This window comes from Zymobacter sp. IVIA_12111.31 C1, assembly GCF_047495495.1.
Taxonomy (GTDB): Bacteria; Pseudomonadota; Gammaproteobacteria; order Pseudomonadales; family Halomonadaceae; genus Zymobacter.
Genome location: NZ_CP179930.1, coordinates 665,457 through 688,346, shown reverse-complemented (window position 1 = coordinate 688,346; position 22,890 = coordinate 665,457). Strand labels below are relative to the sequence as shown.

General features: G+C 57.8%; 17 protein-coding genes and 1 other RNA gene. 7 read left to right on the top strand and 11 right to left on the bottom strand.

The annotated features are described in order from the left end of the window. Positions 1 to 98: 98 nt before the first annotated feature. From recR to ACMHYW_RS03055, 5 genes are all read right to left on the bottom strand, one after another. Positions 99 to 701 carry a recombination mediator RecR gene (recR, locus tag ACMHYW_RS03075; RefSeq protein ID WP_414500835.1) on the bottom strand — a complete coding sequence of 201 codons (603 nt, stop codon included), beginning with the start codon at positions 699 to 701 and terminating at the stop codon, positions 99 to 101. Further along, positions 701 to 1,027 (bottom strand): YbaB/EbfC family nucleoid-associated protein, encoded by a 327-nt coding sequence (locus ACMHYW_RS03070; protein ID WP_027705071.1) that lies wholly within the window; start codon positions 1,025 to 1,027, stop codon positions 701 to 703. The genes recR and ACMHYW_RS03070 overlap by 1 nt, the downstream gene beginning before the upstream one ends. A gap of 93 nt (positions 1,028 to 1,120) precedes the next feature. After that, positions 1,121 to 3,274 carry a DNA polymerase III subunit gamma/tau gene (dnaX, locus tag ACMHYW_RS03065; RefSeq protein ID WP_414500834.1) on the bottom strand — a complete coding sequence of 718 codons (2,154 nt, stop codon included), beginning with the start codon at positions 3,272 to 3,274 and terminating at the stop codon, positions 1,121 to 1,123. A 390-nt stretch (positions 3,275 to 3,664) separates the two neighbouring features. Continuing rightward, an RNA gene (ffs, locus tag ACMHYW_RS03060) (signal recognition particle sRNA small type) lies at positions 3,665 to 3,760 on the bottom strand. A 170-nt stretch (positions 3,761 to 3,930) separates the two neighbouring features. Continuing rightward, entirely contained in the window at positions 3,931 to 5,376 is a 1,446-nt protein-coding gene (locus ACMHYW_RS03055) for an MFS transporter (RefSeq protein ID WP_414500833.1), read from the bottom strand. Between the two features lie 395 nt (positions 5,377 to 5,771). Between ACMHYW_RS03055 and ACMHYW_RS03050 the strand changes: the two genes are divergently transcribed. Continuing rightward, positions 5,772 to 6,536 (top strand): TlyA family RNA methyltransferase, encoded by a 765-nt coding sequence (locus tag ACMHYW_RS03050; RefSeq protein WP_414500832.1) that lies wholly within the window; start codon positions 5,772 to 5,774, stop codon positions 6,534 to 6,536. Positions 6,537 to 7,070: 534 nt separating this feature from the next. Here ACMHYW_RS03050 and ACMHYW_RS03045 read toward each other — a convergent pair. Together ACMHYW_RS03045 and ACMHYW_RS03040 are read right to left on the bottom strand one after the other, a co-directional pair. After that, positions 7,071 to 8,144, bottom strand: coding sequence for an AraC family transcriptional regulator (locus ACMHYW_RS03045; protein WP_414500831.1), 1,074 nt, complete (start codon positions 8,142 to 8,144; stop codon positions 7,071 to 7,073). Between the two features lie 225 nt (positions 8,145 to 8,369). Continuing rightward, the gene (locus tag ACMHYW_RS03040) at positions 8,370 to 9,410 is read right to left on the bottom strand and encodes a phosphotransferase enzyme family protein (RefSeq protein WP_414500830.1); all 1,041 of its coding nucleotides are present in this window, start codon (positions 9,408 to 9,410) and stop codon (positions 8,370 to 8,372) included. Positions 9,411 to 9,645: 235 nt separating this feature from the next. Between ACMHYW_RS03040 and eat the strand changes: the two genes are divergently transcribed. Both eat and ACMHYW_RS03030 read left to right on the top strand, forming a co-directional pair. Next, positions 9,646 to 11,013 (top strand): ethanolamine permease, encoded by a 1,368-nt coding sequence (gene eat / locus ACMHYW_RS03035; RefSeq protein ID WP_414501461.1) that lies wholly within the window; start codon positions 9,646 to 9,648, stop codon positions 11,011 to 11,013. A gap of 92 nt (positions 11,014 to 11,105) precedes the next feature. Beyond that, complete coding sequence (locus ACMHYW_RS03030; protein ID WP_414500829.1) at positions 11,106 to 12,446, top strand: aspartate aminotransferase family protein; 1,341 nt, start codon at positions 11,106 to 11,108, stop codon at positions 12,444 to 12,446. Positions 12,447 to 12,623: 177 nt separating this feature from the next. Here ACMHYW_RS03030 and ACMHYW_RS03025 read toward each other — a convergent pair whose 3' ends face one another. The 4 genes from ACMHYW_RS03025 to ACMHYW_RS03010 form a co-directional block, all read right to left on the bottom strand. Beyond that, entirely contained in the window at positions 12,624 to 13,805 is a 1,182-nt protein-coding gene (locus tag ACMHYW_RS03025) for a 5-methyltetrahydropteroyltriglutamate--homocysteine methyltransferase (RefSeq protein ID WP_414500828.1), read from the bottom strand. Between the two features lie 288 nt (positions 13,806 to 14,093). Continuing rightward, on the bottom strand, positions 14,094 to 14,639 hold the full coding sequence (locus ACMHYW_RS03020; protein ID WP_414500827.1) for a hypothetical protein: 546 nt from the start codon (positions 14,637 to 14,639) through the stop codon (positions 14,094 to 14,096). 15 nt (positions 14,640 to 14,654) lie between these two features. Next, complete coding sequence (gene mscK / locus ACMHYW_RS03015) at positions 14,655 to 18,020, bottom strand: mechanosensitive channel MscK (RefSeq protein WP_414500826.1); 3,366 nt, start codon at positions 18,018 to 18,020, stop codon at positions 14,655 to 14,657. Positions 18,021 to 18,169: 149 nt separating this feature from the next. Then, on the bottom strand, positions 18,170 to 19,207 hold the full coding sequence (locus ACMHYW_RS03010) for a cation diffusion facilitator family transporter (RefSeq protein ID WP_414500825.1): 1,038 nt from the start codon (positions 19,205 to 19,207) through the stop codon (positions 18,170 to 18,172). Positions 19,208 to 19,497: 290 nt separating this feature from the next. Here ACMHYW_RS03010 and ACMHYW_RS03005 point away from each other — a divergent pair, with 290 nt between their 5' ends. The 4 genes from ACMHYW_RS03005 (at position 19,498) to ACMHYW_RS02990 (ending at position 22,550) form a co-directional block, all read left to right on the top strand. Beyond that, positions 19,498 to 21,267, top strand: coding sequence for a phospholipase A (locus ACMHYW_RS03005; RefSeq protein WP_414500824.1), 1,770 nt, complete (start codon positions 19,498 to 19,500; stop codon positions 21,265 to 21,267). Positions 21,268 to 21,463: 196 nt separating this feature from the next. After that, complete coding sequence (locus ACMHYW_RS03000) at positions 21,464 to 21,799, top strand: DUF883 family protein (RefSeq protein WP_027705505.1); 336 nt, start codon at positions 21,464 to 21,466, stop codon at positions 21,797 to 21,799. Beyond that, positions 21,799 to 22,236 carry a phage holin family protein gene (locus tag ACMHYW_RS02995; protein ID WP_414500823.1) on the top strand — a complete coding sequence of 146 codons (438 nt, stop codon included), beginning with the start codon at positions 21,799 to 21,801 and terminating at the stop codon, positions 22,234 to 22,236. Before ACMHYW_RS03000 ends, ACMHYW_RS02995 begins: the two co-directional genes overlap by 1 nt. Continuing rightward, positions 22,233 to 22,550 carry a YqjK family protein gene (locus ACMHYW_RS02990; protein WP_414500822.1) on the top strand — a complete coding sequence of 106 codons (318 nt, stop codon included), beginning with the start codon at positions 22,233 to 22,235 and terminating at the stop codon, positions 22,548 to 22,550. The genes ACMHYW_RS02995 and ACMHYW_RS02990 overlap by 4 nt, the downstream gene beginning before the upstream one ends. Positions 22,551 to 22,890 lie beyond the last annotated feature (340 nt).

Genomic DNA, 22,890 nt, shown 5'->3' with positions numbered 1-22,890 from the left:
CGCTTTGTTCAAGGGAAACCGCGACAGACCACCGTTCGAAACGAGGCGATCGCGCCCTTGTCCTTTCGATAAGGTGCCTATTATGCCACGACAGCCCCTCAGGACTGAAACGGTTGGCGACCCGAGAAGGCCCGCGATAGCGTTCCGCCATCCACGTATTCCAGCTCGCCGCCGAGCGGCACACCGTAAGCCAAGCGTGAAAACGTAACGCCCAACGGCCGCAGCTGCTCGGCGATGTAATGGGCGGTGGCCTCGCCTTCGACGGTAGGGTTGGTCGCTAGCACGATCTCTTGATAGCTATGCGTACGCACTTCCTGTTCGAGCAGATCAAGGCCCAGCGCATCCGGCCCGATGCCATCAAGCGGCGACAGGTGGCCGTGCAGCACGAAATAGCGCCCACGATAGCCGCCCGCTTCTTCGATCGCCATCAAATCCGCCGGCGATTCAACCACGCACAACGATGTCGATTCGCGGCGTGCATCTTCGCAGAGGCTGCACACCTCGTGCTCGGTTAGGTTGCGACAGCGCTGACAATAGCCCACACGTTCAAGCGCCTCATGGAGTGCCTGTACCAGGCGTTCACCACCGGCACGATCGCGTTCAAGCAAGTGCAGCGCCATGCGCTGAGCACTCTTGGGCCCGACACCGGGCAGCACGCGCAGTGATTCGAGCAGGTACTCGACGACCGGGGAGAACAGCATCAGAATGGCATCTTGAATCCGGCAGGCAGATCAAGACCGGCCGTCAGGCCTTCCATCTGCTTGCGGGAATTTTCTTCGACCTTGCGAACGGCATCGTTCACAGCCGCGGCCAGCAGGTCTTCAAGGAATTCCTTGTCTTCTTCCATCACGCTCGGGTCCAGCTCGACGCGCGTCACATCATGACGACCATTCATCACGATCTTGACCAGCCCAGCACCAGCGCTGCCTTCCACTTCTGCATTGGCCGCTTCTTCCTGCGCCTTCTGCATCTTTTCCTGCATTTCTTGGGCCTGCTTCATCAAATTGCCCATTCCACCCTTGAACATCGCTAATCTCCTGTAGCAGCAGCGGTGTGCCCTGCTCTTTCTGATACGGTGATCACAGACCGCGCCTTATGCGCGACCTGCGGTTCAGTGAGATCACTCACCCTCGAACGACGTCACGCTGTCTTCAAGCAAGCGCGCACTGAACTGTGTCTGGAACAGCTGAACATGGGGATCGCTGCGCAGCGCTTCAACCGCGCGCGCCTGACGTTCAGCCTGAAGTCGGCGACGCCGAACGATAGGCGTTTCCACGCCTTCTGCGATAGCCCCGACCTCGATGTGTATTTGTCGCTGCCAGCCTTGCTGGGACAGAGCCTCGCTCAGGCGCTGAGCGTGCACTTCCGCGTTCATTGCGCCTTGAGACGGATCAAGACGCAGCTGCAGCGTGCGACCGTCATCGTGCTCCAGCACCGTATGTGCCACCAGGTTACCGGTCAGGCCACCAAGCGATAGCCGTGTGAACAGCGCCAACCAAGCGGGATGGTCCAGCGGCGCATTGTCAGGAGGCAGCGAGGCAGCGGCCGTGTCCGGTACGGCGGACACCGGCGCACTGGGCACAGGCTCTGGCACGGGGGCCGCCTCAGGCTTTTTTGCAGCAGCGCTGTTGACCTCAGAGGGCGCTTCCCACGCCGAAGCGTTCTGCATGCTTTCAAACGCAGCATAGTCATCCATAGCATTCATATCGCTGTCGTGAGCGACAGGTGCCGATGGCGCTTGGGGCGCAGGATCACGAGGAGCCGTCGTGCAGGCAGACGTCGCCTGCCCCGGCATGTCCCACGGCGGCTCGCTGACCGCTGCTGCGGTAGCTTGCGGTTGCTGCGGTTGCTGCGGTTGCTGCGGTTGCTGCGGTTGCTGCGGTTGCTGCGGTTGCTGCGGTTGCTGCGGTTGCTGCGGTTGCTGCGGTTGCTGCGGTTGCTGCGGTTGCTGCGGTTGCTGCGGTTGCTGCGGTTGCTGCGGTTGCTGCGGTTGCTGCGGTTGCTGCGGTTGCTGCGGTTGCTGCGGTTGCTGCGGTTGCTGCGGTTGCTGCGGTTGCTGCGGTTGCTGCGGTTGCTGCGGTGCGGCAGTAGATGCGCTGGGCGCCTCATTTGCAACTGAATTTTGCGCCACGCTAGGCGCGGCTACGGTGCTGCCCACCATCGGCAAAGGCACCTTGGCGGGTGCTGGTACGCCCTGAGGACGAAACGCCAGCATGCGCAGCAATGTCATTTCCAGCGCGGAACGCGGCTCAGGGGCCGAGGTCATGTCCTGGCGCCCTTGCAGTGCAATCTGATAATAAAGCTGGACGTCTTCAGCCGTGAACTGCTGGGCCAGCTGCACCACCTGCTGCTGATCCTGCGCCCCCGATACGGCTTCCGGCACCATCTGCGCAACGGCCAGCTGGTGGAACAATTCGCATAGCCCATCCAGTACTGCGCTATAGTCGGGGCTCTGCTCGGCCAACTCACCGACAGTGCTCAGCAGCGCAGGCGCGTTGACGGCCGCAAGGGCCTGTACAATCGAGGTCAGATGGCGATGATCAAGCGTTCCCAGCATGCTGGCAACGTCACGTTCATGGATCGCGCCCTGCCCGAAGGCAATCGCCTGATCGGTCAGCGACAGTGCATCGCGCATTGACCCCGACGCGCCACGCGCCAGCAGCCAGAGTGCAGCCGATTCGAAGGTGATACCTTCCTGCCCCAGAATATGTTCGAGATGACCAACGATGTTCTCTGGCGACATCGCCTTCAGCGCGAACTGCAGACAGCGTGACAGCACAGTGATCGGCAGCTTTTGCGGATCCGTAGTAGCCAACAGGAACTTCACATGGGGAGGCGGTTCTTCCAACGTTTTCAACAAAGCGTTGAAACTGTGCGACGACAGCATGTGCACTTCGTCGATCAGGTAGACCTTGTAGCGCCCTTGGGTCGGCGCGTACTGCACGTTATCCAGCAGCTCGCGCGTATCTTCGACCTTGGTGCGCGATGCCGCATCGACCTCAATCAAATCGACGAAACGCCCTTCATCTATCGCACGACAGGTATCGCACTGACCACATGGGTTGGACGAGACACCCTGCTCGCAGTTAAGGCATTTGGCCAGAATGCGCGCAATGGTGGTCTTACCTACCCCGCGCGTTCCGGTGAACAGGTAAGCATGGTGCAGGCGATCCTGATCGAGCGCATTAATCAGCGCGCGGCTGACATGGCTCTGGCCGATCAGTTCATGAAAGGTGCGCGGCCGCCATTTGCGGGCCAGTACCTGATAGCTCATGCGGCACGGATTCCTTCGCCGAAGACGAGTCAGTAGAGAGAAGCAGAACGAGGTTGTGCAGGCCGTGAACCAGCGCCACGCCTAGGGTATCGCCAGCGCTAAGTCGCTGTTGGCACGATACCGAACCTCATTGATGATGCAGGCATTCTAGCGTTCTGGGCCGCCAAGTGCGAGCAGGGACACCGCGAAGCAAGCGTGAATCATCTTTATATCAGATGAAGGGAAAGCAGCCGATCAGTGCAATGTAAGCGACTTATCCACACCCCGTTGCAGCATGACCTATTGTGGATAATCCAGAATCACACGGACACGCCATCCATCAGGGATGAAGTCTGATCAAACAGTCGATGAGAAAAACGAGGAGAAACGAAACGCAAGAAAGGCGGTGGCCCCTACCAGCCACATCCCGGCACACACTACATCACTACCGTTGCTCCCTTCCGGGCCTGGCGGGGTTCGTGATTTCATGTTGCGAGAGGACCGATAAGGGCCACCATAACGACTCGGCCGCGTGCAATGCTGCGACGAGTAGGCGTGCATATTAACAGCACGCTTCATCGGCATCAAGCGCCACCGTCGATCGAGTGCTGTCGAAACCTGCTTCTACCCACCGTCGGGCGCGCTCATTCCAGCGGTAGCGCGCCCTGCACATCTATTCAGAGACGCTCATCTTTCTCCAGCGTCATGATATGGCGCAGACGGCTGAGACTGATGATCACGGCCAGCGCCGTGGCACCAAAGGCTCCCCACAGGCTCAGGTGAATGGCGAACATCTCTTGGTCGAGGGAGCCATGCAGCGCGGCATAGGCCGACAGCACACTCCCGACCGCCGCCGCCCCGAGGCACTGTCCTGAAATACGCATAATGGCCAGAATGCCCGACGCATAGCTGCTGCTTGAGCGCGGTACGTTGGACATCATCTCGCGGTTGTTGGGACTCTGAAAGCAGCCGAAACCGATACCACACAGCAGGCTGCGCAGCCCGATATCAAGAATAGAGGCATGTGCCGACAGGTTGGCCAGCAGCACCAGCCCAATAGCGAAGCAGCCCAGCCCACACGTTGAAATAAGAGCAGGAGGGTAGCGGTCGGACAGCTTGCCCGCCCACGGTGCCATTAAAATGATGCCGATAGGCCATGGCATAAACAGCAGCGCCGAGCCCAGCGCGCTGTACCCATAGGCACTCTGAAACAGGAACGGCAAAGCAACGAACGTAATGCCTTGGCTGACGAACGACACCATTGAGGTTAGCGCAGCCAGTGAAAAGCGTATGGAAGAGAACAGGCTTAGCGGTATAAGCGGGCGTGGTGCGTAGCGTTGGCGAACGACGAAAGCGATGCCTGCAACAACAGCCGTCGCACCGTAGGCGGCCGCCATAAGCATCGTACTGAAGGACGAGCTGCCTGCCGCAGGATGCGCAAAGGCGTTGGCCGTCATAACAAGCGCCCCTAGCGCCACCGCCGACAGCAAAGCGCCATAGATGTCGAACGGTTCATGTCGAGCACTGCGTTCATTGGGAATAACCCGCAGCGTCAGCATTAGCGCAACGATCCCCAAGGGAATATTGATCGCGAACAGCCACGGCCAACCGAGCGCCGACAACAGCGTTCCTCCCAAAATTGGAGCCACGGCGGTACTGGAACCAACCAGCAACGCATTCAGACCGATGACCTGCCCTAGCAACCGACTGGGGAAAATGGAACGCATGATGGCCGGACCGATGCTCATCGTTGCGGCGCCGCCGATGCCCTGCACCACACGCATGACAACCAGCATCGGCAACGATGTCGACAGTGCGCAACCCAACGAGCTGAGCGTGAAAACACTAATACCGAGGGTAAACAGGGTGCGATAGCCTAGGTGCGTGGCCAGCGCCGCAAAACTGGCCAGCAGCATGGCGGCCGCCAACAGGTAACTGCTGGACACCCACACTGCCGTACCGGCCGGCACCTGCAGAGTCTGTGCTATCTGCGGCAGGGCGATATTGACGATGGCACCATCGAACACCGCCATCATCGTTGCCGTCATTACCGCGATCATCGCCAGGCGTCGCTTGTTTCCCGGCAATCCTTCGTCACCGGGTTTGTCTACGAATAATTCCATGCGCGAGCGGCCTCCAGACCTGCACTGTCGGTTAACGGCGACGAGCCTTATTGCTGTGCCAAAGAGCGTGAGCATCATGATCAGGCAAAAGCATTGGAAAAGATATGCAACTGCGACTCATTGTCATTAAAGATGGAAGGAATAGGCAAAGACGCACCGTCTACATTTCCCCCATCTTCTATTATCAACCAAATCTCGACCATCTGATCCCGATTGACGACACTCCTCGCCATACCGCTACCGCTCAGGCAGTGGCAGTGGCAGTGGCAGTGGCTGTGGCTGTGGCTGTGGCTGTGGCTGTGTAGAAAAGCACATCCCTGTGAAAAGGCCCATGCCCCATGTACCGGGCGGTCGTGATAAAGTGCGTTTCCTCGCACCAATGGATCTTCACTACCATGCAACGTCTCGACCAGCTCATCGTTACCCGCGGCCTGATTTCCTCGCGCACACGCGCCCAGCGGCTCATCAAGCATGGCCGTGTTTTTCTGACCAATGCCAACGGCCAGCGCCTCAAAGCGCTGACGCGCCCGGGAGAAAAGCTAGCAGACGATGTCCTGCTGGATATCGAACCGGATGAGGAAGAACGCTATGTGTCGCGAGCGGGGCTGAAACTCGAAGGGTTGTTGGACGTAACGGGGCTGGATGTTCAGGGCATGACGCTTCTGGATATCGGGCAATCCACCGGTGGATTCACCGACTGTGCCCTCCAGCGTGGAGCCGTGCGCGTGATCGGTATCGAAGTGGGCCATGATCAACTGGATCCATCACTGCGCCAGGACGAACGCGTGATCTGCATGGAGGGGATCAATGCGCGTGATCTGCCTCATGATGCGATCCTCGCCCATGCGCCCGAAGGCATCGACGGTGCGATGATGGATGTGTCGTTCATCTCTCAGACGCTGATTCTGCCCTCGCTGGCACCGCTGCTGCCGGTAGGCGGTCATCTGCTGACACTGGTCAAGCCACAATTCGAGCTGACCCGCGACGCCATCAATGACAAAGGGCTGGTGCGCAATCCCGCGCTGTATGCCGATGTGGAACAGCGCATTCGCGACTGCTGCCACTTACTTGGACTAGACGTACAGTGCTGGCATGACAGCCCCATCAAAGGTGGCGATGGCAACCACGAATTTATTCTGCATGCGATAAAGCGCGCCTGATCTAACAAGACTCGATGAAGCTTATGCTAGAGGGCACGCTCTCGTTGCCCTCCTCCTCATGCCTATTACGCTCACTATATTTCCCACCGCCCCTAGGCTTTTCTGACGCTGATAGCGGATTACAGCCCCTCTATTCTATATAGATAGCGCGCAAGACAACTCTTCTGCGGCAGCACACGAACATTAACTAAGACAGCAGCGCCCGTCATTCCCCGAAATAAGGAGCGGCACGGCGCATCAGGCCCGATCGTGCAGTAGGGCAATGTGCTTGTCGCTTGGAGGCCTTTGCTTAGACGTCGCTTCTAACAATGCTCATATCAAACCTCAACCGCGCACCCGCTGTATCCCTACCCTAGCCCAGCCTCGAGCGCTGACACGCTTCAATCGTTCTAGTGTACGCCTTCCTTCTTCTTGTTCAGCATCACACTAAAAGATGGTTTCATAACCTGAGTGATTGATTTTTCCTTTTTACAATAGAAGGTTTCTACCGCAATTTTGTGGTTTGAAGTCCCCTCAATGACATGAGTATTGAGGTTATGAAACACGCTCTAAGTGAAGTGCCTGTCGCCACTTGCGTGGGCTGGTGCCATACCAGCGCTGAAAGGCGCGCGAGAAGGCACTCAGCTCCGAGTAGCCCAGCTGCAGTGCAATATCTGACAGCGGCAGCTGACGCTGGGGAAGCAGATACTCGGCCAGTTCTCGCCGTACGGTGTCGATCATCTGGGTGAAGCAGGTCCCCTCTTCGCGCAGGCGTCGCTGGAGCGACCACGGCGAGATGCCCATATTGTCGGCCACACGTTCGAGGCTCAGCGGGCCTTGGGCCAGCAGCAGATGAATCTGGTTGCGCGCCTGATCGACAATCCCTTGATGCGGTGCTCGGTCATTGAGGCGGCGGATTGCATCCTGCATCACTGCGAGCAGAAGCGGATCGCTGTCAGGCATCGTTCGGCCAAGATCACGCTTGGGAATCAGCAGCGAATTGAACGGCTGCTCGAAATACACCGGAGCGTCGAAGACCTTGCAGTGCTCGTGCCAGCCCTCAGGGCGAGGGTGTTCGAACTGCACCTCACGTGCGGCCCACTGCGGCCCCAGCACATAGCGGATCAGATTGAGGAACATGCCCAACGTCAACTCAGCATCCTGTCGGCGTGCCAGAATGGCACCGTGATGCACCTGATAGTCGAGCCGTAGGCATTCGCCCTGATCAACCAACCGCGTCAGGGTGTCATGCTGATGACAGGGAAAGGCGTTCACCACATTGCGCAGCGCCTGTTCCAGCGTCGGCGAACACAGACCGATATAGCCGATCAGTCCGAGAGCCTGGGGCTTGAACTGGCGACCGTAGTACAGCCCGAAGTTATCCTCCCCCGATGACCGTGCCGCTTCCTCCATCACTCGGCAGTAATTGACCAGCCCCAGACTCAGCGTAGGGCTGCCCAACAGCTCAGGGTCAATGCCACTGATGCCGAAGATATGGTCGATATCGCCGCCACAGTGGCCAATGAAGTCGCCTAGCCCGGAAGCCGCAGCGGATAGCACACCACGGTGCCCGACGGGTACGCCAGCAAAGGCACCGGCCAGCGCGGACTGAAACGAATGCATTGCCATGGACACCTCTCTTGCACAACGATCACCGGAGATGGTGATCGTTGTGCAAGATGCGTACCACCTTCCCACTCCCACTCCCACTCCCACTCCCACTCCCACTCCCACTCCCACTCCCACTCCCACTCCCACTCCCACTCCCACTCCCACTCCCACTCCCACTCCCACTCCCACTCCCACTCCCACTCCCACTTGCGGTCGCGGTCGCGGTCGAAAAGGCGACAGTGGCTAGCGCCCCACAGGCAACACCTGCTCTTCCAGATAGCGACGGCACAACCGCACGGTATGGTGCATCCAGTCAGAGCCAAGGCTTTGCGCCATTTGGGTCTGAGCATGCGACGCTACCCACGCGGTCATCTGGATGCGACGCTGCATTACCAGTGCTGGAATAACGGCCAGATCATCGTCGTCGAGGTGCGCCTCACGCTCGTAACCGGTCAGCCAGTGTTCGATCCACGCTGGCGCATTGGGGTGATGCTCTTCGAAGCTGATGGCCGCCGCCAGATCATGTAGATACCAGCCCATGCCGCAATCGTCGAAATCAATGACGCGCGTTTCCCCCTGATGCAGCAGCAAATTAGTGAGCCGCAGGTCGGCGTGTATCAGCCCATAGCGCGCCGGAGACGTTCCAAACGCGGCCATTTCGACACCGATACGCGCTACCGCTTCATCCATCAGCGCCCGATCGCTCGGCCGCAATCCAGCCACCTCACGCCAGTGGCCCCAATGTCCTTCCGCGCCAATCATGGAGGCATGATCCCAGCGAATGCGCGTGAATCCCGCGGGTTTCTGCCAGCACTGGCTGTGACGATGAAGCCGTGCGGTAATCTGTCCGAGTGGCTCAAAGGCTCGCGGGTCAATGCCATGAGTGGGCATTTCACCTGCGACCCAGTGAAAGATCACCGCATGCCGCTGCTCGCCATTCGGCAACGATAGCGTCTGCACTCGCACGCCTTCACCATCGTAGAGCGCTTCTGGTACCGAGATGCCTTCCTCACGCAGCGCATCCAGCCACAGCAGCTCACTTTCGATAGCCGTCTTGCAGTGATAGTGACCACGATGCAGACGCAGCGCATAGCGCTGTCCCCGTGCCTGCACGCAGAACGTCGCGTTCTCCGAGCGGCAAACCAGCTGCAGCTCGCCATCACTGAGGGAGGGATAGCGCTGCAGCGCGCAACGGGCCAACTGCGCTACCGCAGCATCATCAAGGGTGTCGTACTGAGCGGTACTCATCGAACGTACTCCAAGCAGATAAGAGGCATTCAGCATGGCGCGCCCGTTCCCTTTCGCGCTTGACCTCGTCAGTGCATCACTTGACGCCAGACGACACCCTCTCTCCCTTTCTGTCGAAGTTGACCGCAGCGCGCACAGGTAGGCGCGGCCACGTCAAGTTTTCCGTCTCGTCCTGGTGGCATGATCGATAGCGACCTCACAACAGTGGTCAGGCATAGCGCTTCGGCACACAACAACGCTTCAGCACACAACAACAATGAGGACGGCCGTGATGACACACGCACTCAAGCCCACACTGGGTACGCTGCACCTTTGGGGAATCGCTGTCGGGCTGGTGATTTCCGGCGAATACTTTGGCTGGAGCTATGGCTGGGGCACGGCCGGAACGCTCGGCTTTCTGGTCACGACACTGTTTATCGCCGTGATGTACACCTGCTTCATCTTTAGCTTTACCGAGCTAACTACCGCCATCCCGCATGCAGGCGGGCCCTTCGCTTACAGTCGCCGAGCCTTTGGCGATACGGGCGGTCTGATTGCGGGCATGGCGACACTGATTGAATTCGTGTTTGCCCCACCCGCTATCGCGATGGCCATTGGGGCCTATCTGAACGTGCAGTACCCCACACTCAGCCCCAAATACGCCGCCATCGGAGCCTATTTCGTCTTCATGACGCTCAATATTCTTGGGGTGAAGCTGGCGGCGATGTTTGAACTGGTCGTCACGGTACTGGCTGTCATCGAACTGCTGGTTTTTATGGGAGTGGTCGCGCCCGGCTTCAGCCTGGCCCACTTCACGGCCCACGGCTGGGCGGGCAGCGATAGCTTTTCAGGTACCGCTATGGCGGGCATCTTTGCCGCGATTCCCTTCGCCATCTGGTTCTTTCTTGCCATTGAAGGTGCCGCTATGGCAGCTGAAGAAGCCAAGAACCCAACGCGCACCATTCCCCGCGCCTATATCACCGGCATCATGACGCTGGTCGTGCTGGCGATTGGGGTAATGCTGATGGCCGGCAGCGCAGGCGACTGGCGCGTACTGTCGGGTATCAACGACCCGCTGCCACAGGCAATGAAGATGATCGTTGGCGAACACTCCAACTGGATGCACATGCTGGTATGGATCGGGTTGTTCGGTCTGATAGCCAGCTTCCACGGCATTATCTTGGGCTATTCGCGCCAGCTGTTCGCACTGGCCCGCGCGGGCTACCTCCCGCAGGGGCTGGCCAAGCTGTCACGCTTCCAGACGCCCTACCGTGCCATTCTGGCCGGCGGCGTGGTGGGCATCATTGCGATCTTCGGCGACGGCATCAATCTACAGGGCATGAGCTTGACTGCCGCGATGATCACCATGGCCGTCTTCGGCGCTATCGTGATGTACATTATGAGCATGCTGAGCCTGTTTCGTCTGCGCCGCACGGCCCCAGATCTTCCACGCAGCTTCCGAGCCCCCGGCTATCCCATCGTGCCCGCCGTTGCCCTGATCTTCGCCATCATCTGTCTGGCCGCCATGCTGTGGTTCAACCTGATGATCGCCGCTCTATTCCTGCTGTTTATGGGAGTGGGCTACCTGTACTTCCTCACCACCAAGAACCGCCGAGAACGGCAGGCGGCCCCCGCAACTGCACTGGAAAGCGAAGCCTGACATCGCTGCTGCCAGAACTACGGCTCCCGGTTGCTCTCTTTACGCTTTACGGCTTCGGTTTCTCGATCTTCACGCCCTCAACGAGGTGACTCATGAAAACGCGCTCCACCATCATGGATACCAACAGTTTTCGCGCAGAACATGCCGATGCACTCAGCCCCAACATTCGAGCGCTGACCGATAAGCGCGGCCAAGTGCTAGGCGGTGCTTATCGGCTGTTCTATCGCACCCCAGTGCATCTGGTGAAAGGCAAGGGGCAATACCTATGGGATGCCGACGGCCGCCAGTACCTCGACGTCTACAACAACGTGGCCAGCATCGGCCATTGCCACCCGGCCGTCATTGATGCTGTCTGTTCTCAGATGGGCCAGCTCAATACGCACACACGCTATCTGCATGAACGGATCCTCGACTACAGCGAAGCGTTGCTGGCCACACTTCCCGCTGAAATCGACCGTGCGATGTACATGTGCACCGGCTCGGAAGCTAACGATCTTGCCATCCGTGTGGCCCGCGCTCACAGCGGCGGTACGGGCATCATCGTGACCAAGGAGGCCTATCACGGCACCAGCGATCTGACCTCAGGCGCCTCACCGGCACTCGGCAGTGGTCAACCGTTAGCCCCGACCACCCGCCTCGTCATGCCGCCTGATCACTATCGCGTCGATGCACCGGATCTGGGAGAGTGGTTCGCCCACGAGATACAGCAGCAGATCGACGATATGGCCGCGCACGGCATTACCTTCGCCGGTTTTCTAGCCGATTCGATCTTTTCATCCGACGGTGTACTACCCTACCCGCGCGGCTTCCTGCAGAAGGCCATTGAGGTCGTGCACGCCAACGGCGGCATCTTCATCGCGGATGAAGTGCAGCCTGGCTTCGCCCGCACGGGGGAATCGTTCTGGGGATTCGGTCGCCACGACGTAGTACCCGATATCGTCACGACCGGCAAACCGATGGGCAATGGCATCCCGGTATCGGGACTGCTGGCGCGGCACGAGGTACTGGCCTCGTTCAGCGATCAGATTCCCTACTTCAATACGTTCGGCGGCAACCCTGTCGCCATGGCAGCAGCACAGGCCGTACTCAACGTGATTCAGCAAGAAGGATTGCAGGAACACAGCCTGACAGTCGGCACCGAATTACTGGCCGCCCTGCGAACGCTGCAAGATAAGTATGACTGCGTAGGCGATGTACGCGGTGCAGGACTGTTCATTGGCTTCGAGCTGGTCAGCGATCGCGCCAGCAAAACCCCTGACAAGACATTGGCCCTAAACCTGATTGAGGCACTGCGAGAGGAGCGCGTACTGACCTCTGTGGCAGGCCCCTACGGCAACGTACTCAAGCTGCGACCACCGCTGGCCTTCCAAGCTGACGATATCGAATGGCTGGTCGGCGCTCTGGACAGAAGCCTCGCCCGCCTGCTCGCGTGAGCTTTTCCATTTATAAAAAAACGCTCACCGATAGAAAAACGTTTGCCTATAGAAAAAGCGCCGAGGACTACCATCCTCGGCGCTTTCATTGGTGGGATGCACGTCTTCATTTTCAGACACAGGTCATCAGATGCCGCCGATGCCTAGCCGAAAAGAGCATGCAGATAGCGCGATCGCTTAGGCCCACACCTCGTCCGCGATCTCTTTGATCAGCGCAATCTTCGCCCACTGCTGGGCTTCGGTAATGATGTTGCCTTCTTCAGTAGAGGCAAAACCACACTGAGTGCTCAGGCACAGACGTTCCAGCGGCAGATACTGAGTCGCTTCCTTGATGCGCGCGATCACCGCCTGCTTGTCTTCCAGTTCGCCGAATTTGGACGATACCAGCCCCAGCACCACTTGCTTGTCACCGGAAACCTTCGCCAGCGGTGAGAAGTCACCAGAGCGCTCGGTGTCAAACTCAAGGTAGTAGGCCGCAACGTTTTCACGGCCGAACAGCACATCGGCCACCGGCTGATAGCCACCGCTGGCGGCCCATGACGAGTGGTAGTTACCGCGGCAGACGTGCGTCGTCAGCACCATGTCCTCAGGAGCACCTTCGATGGCGGCATTGTTCACCGACAGATACAGCTCGGCCAGCGTCTGCACCTTGCCAGATACCGCCGGCGTGCTGCCGTGCTGACCGCAACCACAGGACGCCGTAGAGTTCGGCGTATCCGCACCACCGGCACCAGCGAACTTAGGATCGACCAACATGCCCCACGTGCAATCGTCCAGCTGCAGATTGCGACAACCCGCAGCGTACAGTTCAGCGATAAACGTACGATAGGCGGCAGCGATGTCGTCCAGCAGCGCCTGCTCGGACGGGTAGATCGCATCCGTCGCCGGTTTGTTTTCCGGACGCTGCAGCTCCGCCAAGAACTGTGCCGGAGACGGCACGGTCAGACGCGGCGTGATACCCGGTTCAGCGAACTGCAGCAGGAACGTGAAGTGCTCGATAAACGCATGGTTGTCACCGGAAATTTTACCGGACAGACGTGCCGTTTCAGCGCGCGTTTCTTCGCCTTCGAACACATAGCCTTTACTGACATCGGCTTTTTCGACGCCGTTCAGCGCCCACATGAAATCAAGGTGCCACCAGCTGCGGCGGAACTCACCGTCGGTGATGACCTGAAGACCCACGGCCTTCTGCTGTGCCACCAGCTCGGTGATGGCCTTGTCTTCGGCGGCCGTCAACGCTTCAGCGCTGATCTCACCGTCGGCAAAGCGTGCACGCGCTTCGTGCAGATAGGCCGGTCGCAGGTAGCTACCGACGACGTCGGCGCGGAAGGGAGGACGTGATGAAGGGGCCGTTGTCATGAATACCGTACCTTTTTTGTTTAGATTTGTGTTGAACAAAAAAGAATACCACCTGACCATAGGGGCAGGAAATATATAAGCACTTTTGTATTATTTTCTTTTAGGAACTTTCTGAAAGAAGCGTAATGACATCTGATTCATTATAAGAAAAACCACTATTGATATAATCAATAGTGGTTTCGTGATACGGCATGACAAGGCCAACTAGCCTTAATCGTGTTGTAACCCACAGACCTGATTCATAAACAGGCCGCTGGCGCTTATATCCATCAAACGCCAAATAAAGTGCTAGTGGTCAAAACTCATTTTCAGCGTTGTTATCGCATTACCGTCCTTATCTACCAGCTCTATTTTGCCTTCTTGCAGTCGCGCAATCGGATCACCGGCTTTAAGGCACCACTTATCCGGCATACACACCTTCAACTTGCACTCATGGTCCAGATGCCAGGCTTCATCCACGGTGATATAGGCGATACCGAGGTTGCGGCACATCACCCTGGCCGCTTCTTCAGGCGCCATCGGGTTTTCTTCATTAAGCAAAAAGGTTTCAATCTGATCGATCAAATAGCCCATCGGCACAATATGCTCACGATAGCGCGCCACTTTGACACCCGGCTCGTTGGCCATCAGTTGCTCGTATAATGTGCGCGAGTAGCCCTTAAAGATCAGTACCTCTTCAGGATGAAGCAGCGTCTCCAGAAAACGCGAATGACGCCCATACATGGGCGCCCAGCCACTTTCATCCAGCCGCAACTGACGAAATGCGCTGTAGTTGAGGATGTGCTGCACAGCTAGCCGACATGTTCCGAGCAGAAACTCATCAAGCCCTTTCATCCCCCTTGCTCCCCCTTATTTCTTATCATCATTGAACAAGGCGGCCTTGCGCTGATCGACCAGCTTGGCGTCCCCATCCTTGTTGTGCAGCCACACATCCATCTGGCGATAAGCGATCTGAATCCCAGCCTCGCGGAACAGTCGATCCACGCCGCGGTTCAGCGCATCGCGCGTTGCCAGTCGATGTGCAACATCGTTCACATACACACGCACTTCGAAATTGAAGGCATCGGGAGTGTAGTCCATGCAGAAGATTTCGGGAGCAGGCTCTTCAAGGATCATCGGTACCTCATAGATAGCCTGAAGCATCAGGCGGCGTGCCTCATCTAGATTGCTACCGTGTGCCACACCGAAGGTCAGTACCACGCGTGTGACGCTGTCCGACAGTGACCAGTTGATCAGACGGTCGGTGACAAAAGTCTTGTTCGGGATGATGATCTCTTTATGGTCGAAGTCCATTACGGTCGTGGCGCGAATGCGGATACGCGTAACCTTGCCATGTAGATCGTTAAGCGTGATGGTGTCACCGATGCGAATCGGGCGCTCAAACAGGATGATCAAGCCTGAAATGAAGTTGGCGAAGATTTCCTGCAACCCGAACCCCAACCCGACCCCCAGAGCGGTCAGCAGCCATTGCAGTTTCGACCACGACAGCCCGAGCAGCCCCAGTGCCGCCACGATCCCGACCCCCATGATGGTATAGGAGAGCACCGAGGTGATCGCGTAGGCATTGCCCGCCTTCAGTCGCATACGCGACAGTACCGTCACCTCCAGCAGTCCGGGCAGGTTGCGTGACAGCGTAATGGCAATGGGCAGCGCCATCAGCGCCATGATCAAGCCGATTACCGTGACATGCGTGACGGTCTGATTGCCATCGCGGACATCCCATACCGTCACCGAATCAAGGTACGACAGCACGTTGAGCAGGTTGGCCCAGACGACGTACAGCACGACGAGGAAGAACGATAGCAGTGCCAGCCGGGATAGGCGCAGCGACTGATGGTTGACCTGATCCATATCCAGCGGTGGCTCTTCCAGCACTTCCGCTGCTGACTCGGCACCCGCAGTATCGCCCGACTGCTGGCGGTGCAACGCTCTGCGTCGCTCAACGAGGCGCCGATAGGCAAGACGCCGGGCCGCAACGGCTAGGCCGCGCACGATAATGGCTTCCGCCAGTACCCACATGCCCAGAATATAGAGACTGGTCACGAAACGCGTCGACAGGCGAATGGCGGTATAGCCGTAGCCATAGATGATCAACCCGACCAGCAGCAGCGGAATGGTCGCCACGATAATGCCCAGCACCAGCCGCAGCGGCTTCACGCCCACATGTGGCACATGGCTCCACACCAGCCGCAGCAGAATGAAGCTCATCGCAAGGAAGCACCCCATCAGCACGAGCAACGCAATAGGCTGATCTTCTAGCGGCAGGTCAAAACCCTGCGTCATCCGCACCACAAAGATGGTCGGCATCAGTACGGCACCTAACGCCGCAATCCAGCGGCGCAGCTGGGCGACATAGCGCTCCGGCCAGTGGAAATGCCGCACAGCCACACCGTTATCGACCAGCAAACGGTGTGCCCAGGCAAAATACCCCCACGACATCGCCACATAGATCAGCGATTTCCCCAGCAGCACACCACCACTGCTACCGGCAAGGCGAAGCCCCATTCCCACAGTGGCCAGCGCGATAGGCCCACGGGCCGCCAGCACCAGTTCAAGCAGCACTGCCCACGGCGTATGCAGCTGCGTATCCTGCCTCAGCTTGCCCACTTCATCTTGCAAGCGCTGCAACGCAGCGCGTATGCGCCGCCGGAAGATCGACAGTCCTGTTACCAGCACCACCAGCGGCAGCGCAGCAAATATCCACGGCGAAGGCGTGATCAGAAACGTGCTGAGCATATGGGCCCATTCAGGGTCCTTCAGTTCATCCAACGCCTTGCCCGGTAGGGTTTTGAACCACTCCCAGCCTAGCGGACGGCCGCTCGCCACCCAGAACAGCTGTTCTTCGATCGTATTGCGGACATCGGTCGTGGTGGAAATCAGTAACTGCTGGTTGAGCTGCACATCAATCAACGCCGTCAGCAGCGTACCGTATTCATGATCCAGCTGATCCAGCAGGTCACGCTGCGACTGATAGAGCGGGGTCAGTACAGCGCGCAGTGCGTCATCGCTGGCCCCGTTTTCCTTAGTGGCATCGCCCAGCAACGGCGGTGAGGCCACCAGCTGATTCACATAATCGTCCAAACGCGTCAGCGACTCGCGGGATTGTTCAACGTTGAACTGCTGAAGCCGCAGATCGGCTATTTCATTGGTCAGCTGACGGGGAGAATCCACATCAGGCAGCACTTGGCGTTGCTGACGCAGGATGCGTGACAGCAGTACGCTACCGCGCATCGCCTCGATCTGGCGGGCCAGATTGCCCTGTACCTGCTGCGCCGTATCCAGCTGGCTGCGCACCCGAATGGCATCGCCAACCATCGAGTTGATGCGGTCGGTGGTCTTCAGCAGCGCATCACTGAGGCTCTGGTTATGCTCCAGCACCTGTTTGACACGAGGGTCCTGCCGCAGCGGCCCGGCAACGGTTTCATTGATATTGTCGATGGTCTGGCGGGAGTGATCCCGACGCTGCTGGTCGATCACCTGCTGCAGCCACGACAGCAAGTGCTGCTGAGCTTCCAATTGCTTGGACAGCAGCGCGCGCTCTTGCTGCGCCAGATCACGCAGCACCGTGCTATCGGCCAGCTCAGTACGGTGCAACGCGATCTCAGCATCGGCAGCCTGAAGGCGCACGGCCAATGCCGTACGCTCAACGGGCGATGCCGAACTGCCCTCTTCGCCACGCAACTGATTGCGCATCTGCTGGGCATCGCGCTGTAGCCGTCCAATAGCACTCTGCGCCCGCTCGGGAAGTGTCTGGGCCGTAGCCACGCGCTGATTGACGTCGCCCAGCTGTTCCTGCAAGGACTTGAGCTTTTCCAATGCACCGCTCATGGTCTGCTGAAGCTGCGGTAACGAAAGGTGCGCCAGCCGATCTTCATCGGGAATGAGGGTAGGGTTGATCTGCGCCAGCTGATCCTGATAGCGGCGCTGCTGCGCAGGAGCATTGGTGATACGGCCGCGCAGATCGCTTTCCTGCTGATGGATAGCGGCAAGCTGATCAAGCGCTTTTAGAGTAGCATCCAGCGCCTGACGCTGGCGCTGATACTGAGGGTCAGTCTGATCGCCACGTTCCAGCGCCGCCAACTGACGCGCCACTTCGCTGCGTTCAGGAAGAGAAGCCTCCTGCGCCAAGGCAGGCCCGCATAGCACCGCCATGCACGCGACATAGAGCATCGTTCTGATCAAGGCCATCATGCCAAGCCGTTGGTCATGCTTCATGTAACGTGTCTCCCTTGATGAACAGCGTAGATATGGCAACGTCTGCCAGCATAGCATTGGAGCGACGTCCCCTTCTGGGAAACGCCGCTCCGACAGTGTTCTATCTCATCACACAATGCGCCACCGCGTCACGCCGAACACACGATGCCCTAACGCCCCCGAGCAGAATGGTCGTGGTCGTGGTCGTGGTCGTGGTCGTGGTCGTGGTCGTGGTCGTGGTCGTGGTCGTGGTCGTGGTCAGCATTATGCGACTCGCTGACATCGACTGCGCAATGACAGTCCGTTTCAGCATGACTGTCAGCCCCTTCGACCTGGATGGTGGCATGTGCGATTCCGAAACGTTCGGCCAGCAGTGCACGCCCCATCACGATCACCCCGTCACGCGAAACGGATGAATCCACCACAAGATGCAGCGACGCCAGTGATTCGCGGTGACTCAAGCCCCACACATGCACGTCATGCACCCGCTGCACACCACGAAGCGTCAACAGTGATTGACGCACGTCCGGTAGCGAAATGCGTTCTGGGGTGCCCTCCAGCAGCACATGCGCCGACTGACGCGTGACGTGCCACGCAGAACGCACGATCAACAGCGCCGCCAGCAGCGACAGAATCGGGTCAGCGCGCTGCCAGCCCAGCGTGATAATGAGGATAGCCGCCACGATGGCCGCTACAGACCCCAACAGGTCACTCAATACGTGCAGCCAAGCACTGCGCAGATTAAGGTCATGCTCATCACCGCCGTGCAGCAGCTTGGCCGCAATCACATTGACGATGAACCCCGCAATGGCAACTCCCAGCATGGGAACGCCCGCAACCGTTCCCGGGTCACGCAATCGCCCTATCGCCTCAATCACGATCCACAGCGTCAGCATGAACAGGACGATGCCATTCACGAAGGCGGCCAGCACCTGCCCGCGTTGATAGCCATAGCTACGCAGATCATCTGGTGCCTTGCGCGCCAGCGAGACCGCAACCAACGCAAGTCCCAGCGCCAGCATATCGCTCAGCATATGAATACCGTCAGCAATCAGCACCAGCGAACTGCTCAGTACCCCCGTGACCAGCTCCGACACCATGAAAACGACGGTAAGCAGCAGCGCCCATTTCATCCGTCGCGCGCCATCTTGTCCTTCAGGCATCGCATGGTCGTGATGAGAGTGATCGTGATGATCATGAGTCGCCATAATCCAGTCCTTGTGCATTGTTCATCATGGAAGTCCTTACCATACCAGCGGCAAAGAAAGATAGCGGAAGGCCGCTTCATGTCGCCACATGACGCACATTCAGGCCCTACACAGTGTTACAGCCATTCACAGCACGACGCTTTTTTTTCGGAGATGATGTGCGCTCATCCCCATGGGTACTGATACACTGCGGGTGGCGTAGCCGGCACAAAGCGAAACGAGACGTATTCTTCTTTACGCCCTTGCTGTCAGCTTACTCGCACCGAGACAAAAAATCTGGATGTCATCGCATGACCTCACTGCTTTTTCGCAAGCACTCATTCACACTGCTGACAAGCGTTGCTGCCCTGCTAACCAGCAGTGCCACGAGCGCCCACGCACAGAGTGCCACCGACATACAGAAAGATGCCGCGCTCAAGCAGCAGGCAACTGACACCAGTGCCCTCAGCCGCTACTACGATCGCACCGCAGACAGCAACCCGCTTGCGATATCGACCTATCGCCGCAATTACATTCTGCCGATTGCTTACGACACCAATCTGCCGAATCAGCGCCAGTTCAATGAAGTCGTCGCCGGCTCACCCGATCACAACGAACTGAAGTACCAGATCAGTCTCAAGGTCAACCTTGCCGAAGACATGTTCGGCGATAATGGCGATCTGTTTCTGGCGTACACCCAGTATTCACTGTGGCAGGCCTACAACAAGCACTCCGCGCCGTTCCGCGAGACCAACTACGAGCCGGAACTGTTCCTGCGCTTCGATAACGACACCCACCTCTACGGCTGGACCAACACGTTCAACCGCGTCGGTCTTATTCACCAGTCGAATGGCCGTGGCGGCGACCTATCCCGCAGCTGGAACAGACTGTACGTCGAAAGTATCCTGCAGCGCGGGCCGTGGACGCTCAGCCTCATGCCGTGGTACCGCCTGCCTGAACCGAACATGAAAGACGACAACCCTGATATAGAAAAATATCTGGGGTATGGCGACTTCACGGTGATGTATACCACCGCGCAAGGGCATGAAATATCCATGCTGACGCGCGCTAACCCCGTCAAGGGCCGCTACAGTCAACAGCTGGACTATGCCTTTCCGCTGTTCGGTCGCGTACGTGGCTACGTACAGTACTATCACGGCTATGGCGAAACGCTGATCGACTACAATCGACGCGTCAACCGCATCGGCCTTGGCTTTAGCTTCAACCCCTTGGTGCCGGGGGCAGCAGGCGGCAGTTTCAGCGAACAGACAGCCGAAGAAACCACCATTGGCTGGAACGACCATCGCAACGTATTCGAGCGCCTCAACGACGCTAACCCATTCGCCCTGTCGAGCTACCGACGCAACTACATCCTGCCGCTCAGCTACAACTCTGCGCCGATGAACCGCGAACACTTCGACCAACTGGGTTCAGATGCCTCACCCGACAGCACCGAAAACAAATTCCAGATTAGTCTGAAAGCACATCTTTGGTCGTCACCGTTCGGCATCGACGGCGACCTGTACGGTGCCTATACACAGACCTCATGGTGGCAGGCCTATAACCGCCAGGCCTCATCGCTGTTCCGCGAGACCAACTACGAACCAACCGTGTTCCTATCGCTCAATGGCAAGCGCACCTTGTGGGGATGGAAGAATACGCATAACGACATCGGGTTCGTGCACCAGTCCAACGGCCGCGCCGACGAGCTATCGCGCAGCTGGAACCGCATCTTCCTTGAAAGTCATTTCAGGAACGGCAACTGGCATTTCAAGGTACGTCCTTGGTGGCGAGTGCCCGAATCCCGCTACGACGATGACAATCCCAACATTGAGCACTACCTCGGCTATGCCGATGCCACACTGGGCTACAGCCGCAATGAACAGGAAGTGACTTGGACGCTGCGCGGCAACCCGATGCAGGGCACGATCAGCCATCAGATCGACTATAGCTTCCCGATGTGGCACAAGATCCACGGCTACCTCCAGTACTACAACGGCTATGGCGAAAGCATGGTGGACTACGATCAGCGCGTGAACCGAATCGGTATCGGCCTGAGCTTCAACCCGGAATTCCTGTAAAGACCCACGTTTCACCTGCGCGTGCATATCTTCCTTTTTCTTTCTTTTCCTGCGCCAGCCACACGGTTGGCGCACTTCCCTCCCCTTCACGCATCGCCGTTCCCATTTATGCGTCTCTCCTTCATCCCGCACCTTACATGTCGATCATTTCTTGTCTATGCTGGGAGATGACACTTTCCCATCAGGAGGATAGGCAATGTCTCGTCAACAGGATGACTTTCAAGACAAAACGGCAGATCTGAGCTACGACGAACTGAAGGAACGGCTGAACGAGCTGTCCAGCACCGTCGAAGAATTCGTCAGCAACAGCAGCGAAGATGCCGACGAAAAAGTCAGCGCACTGCGTGAACGTGCCCAGCACCTTGTCGCCAATACCAAGGACTACTTGGCCAACGCAGGCGAACAGCTGCGTGACAAAGGACGCGACTCCGTTGCCTGTGCAGATGAATTCGTCCACAAGAACCCATGGACCAGCATCGGTATCGGCGCAGCCGTAGGTCTGGTTATTGGTGTGATTGCAGGACGACGCTGATGAGCGATCGACGACAGGGGCCCGCTGCACGCGCCTTTTCAGCAGCGCGTGAACTGGTCACGCTCTTGTTGAAATCCGGCACGACTCGCCTCCGGCTAGCCGTCGTCGAGTTACAGGAAGAGCGTGCTCGCCTGTTCTCATTGCTGATCATGGTCTTTGTAGCCCTGCTACTGGCGGCCTTTGGCATTGGCATGCTGATGCTACTGATCACGGTCTATTTCTGGGATACGCCCTATCGCCTCGAAGCCATCGCCATCTCCGCGGGTGTGCTGCTGTTACTGGCAGTGCTGCTGGGATGGCGCGCCCTGTCGATAGCGCGAAAACCAACGCTGCTGCGCTCCACACTACAGCGGCTGACGGAAGATACCGAACAGATCAATCAGCACATCAACACCCAGCAAATGGGCAAGCGCATGCGTGAGGAGCGAGACGAATGAGCCACCACGCCTCTACTGTAAAGCGCTGCTCGCTGAAGCAGCAGCGTGAACAACTAGAGCGGCGCATCGCATTAGAACGCCAACAGTTTGCTCGCGCAACGCAGCAGTGGTACGGCGCAACGGCAGGCTTCGACCAGCGCATGGCTCAGCTGGCCGCGTGGAAGAAACCACTACTGGTAGTGGGCGGTTTGCTGCTTGCACGCCAACTGCGCCGCTCCCCCAGCAAGCTACTTCGCTTAGGGAAACGAGTGGTTGCACTCTATGCCGTTGGCCGCAACGCACATGGCATGCTCAATCGCCTGCGCAACCGATAGCCATCAGCAGTTTGTCTGACAAAAGGCGCTTTCCCATGAAAGCGCCTTTCTTATCCCGCGAGCAGTACGTTATGCAAGGATGAATGAATTCCATTCAAAAATTTTCCCGCAATAAGAAATAAGAAATAAGAAATAAGAAATAAGAAATAAGAAATAAGAAATAAGAAATAAGAAATAAGAAATAAGAAATAAGAAAACATTACCCTATAAAAAGTAAATTATTATTGCAACAAGTATATTATATTAAAAAATGAAAATTACATTTCCAATAGGATAAAGGTTGAATGCTATTTTAGGGAAAGTGGTGTATTCATTTTTTATATCGGTCAACGCGCTAAGG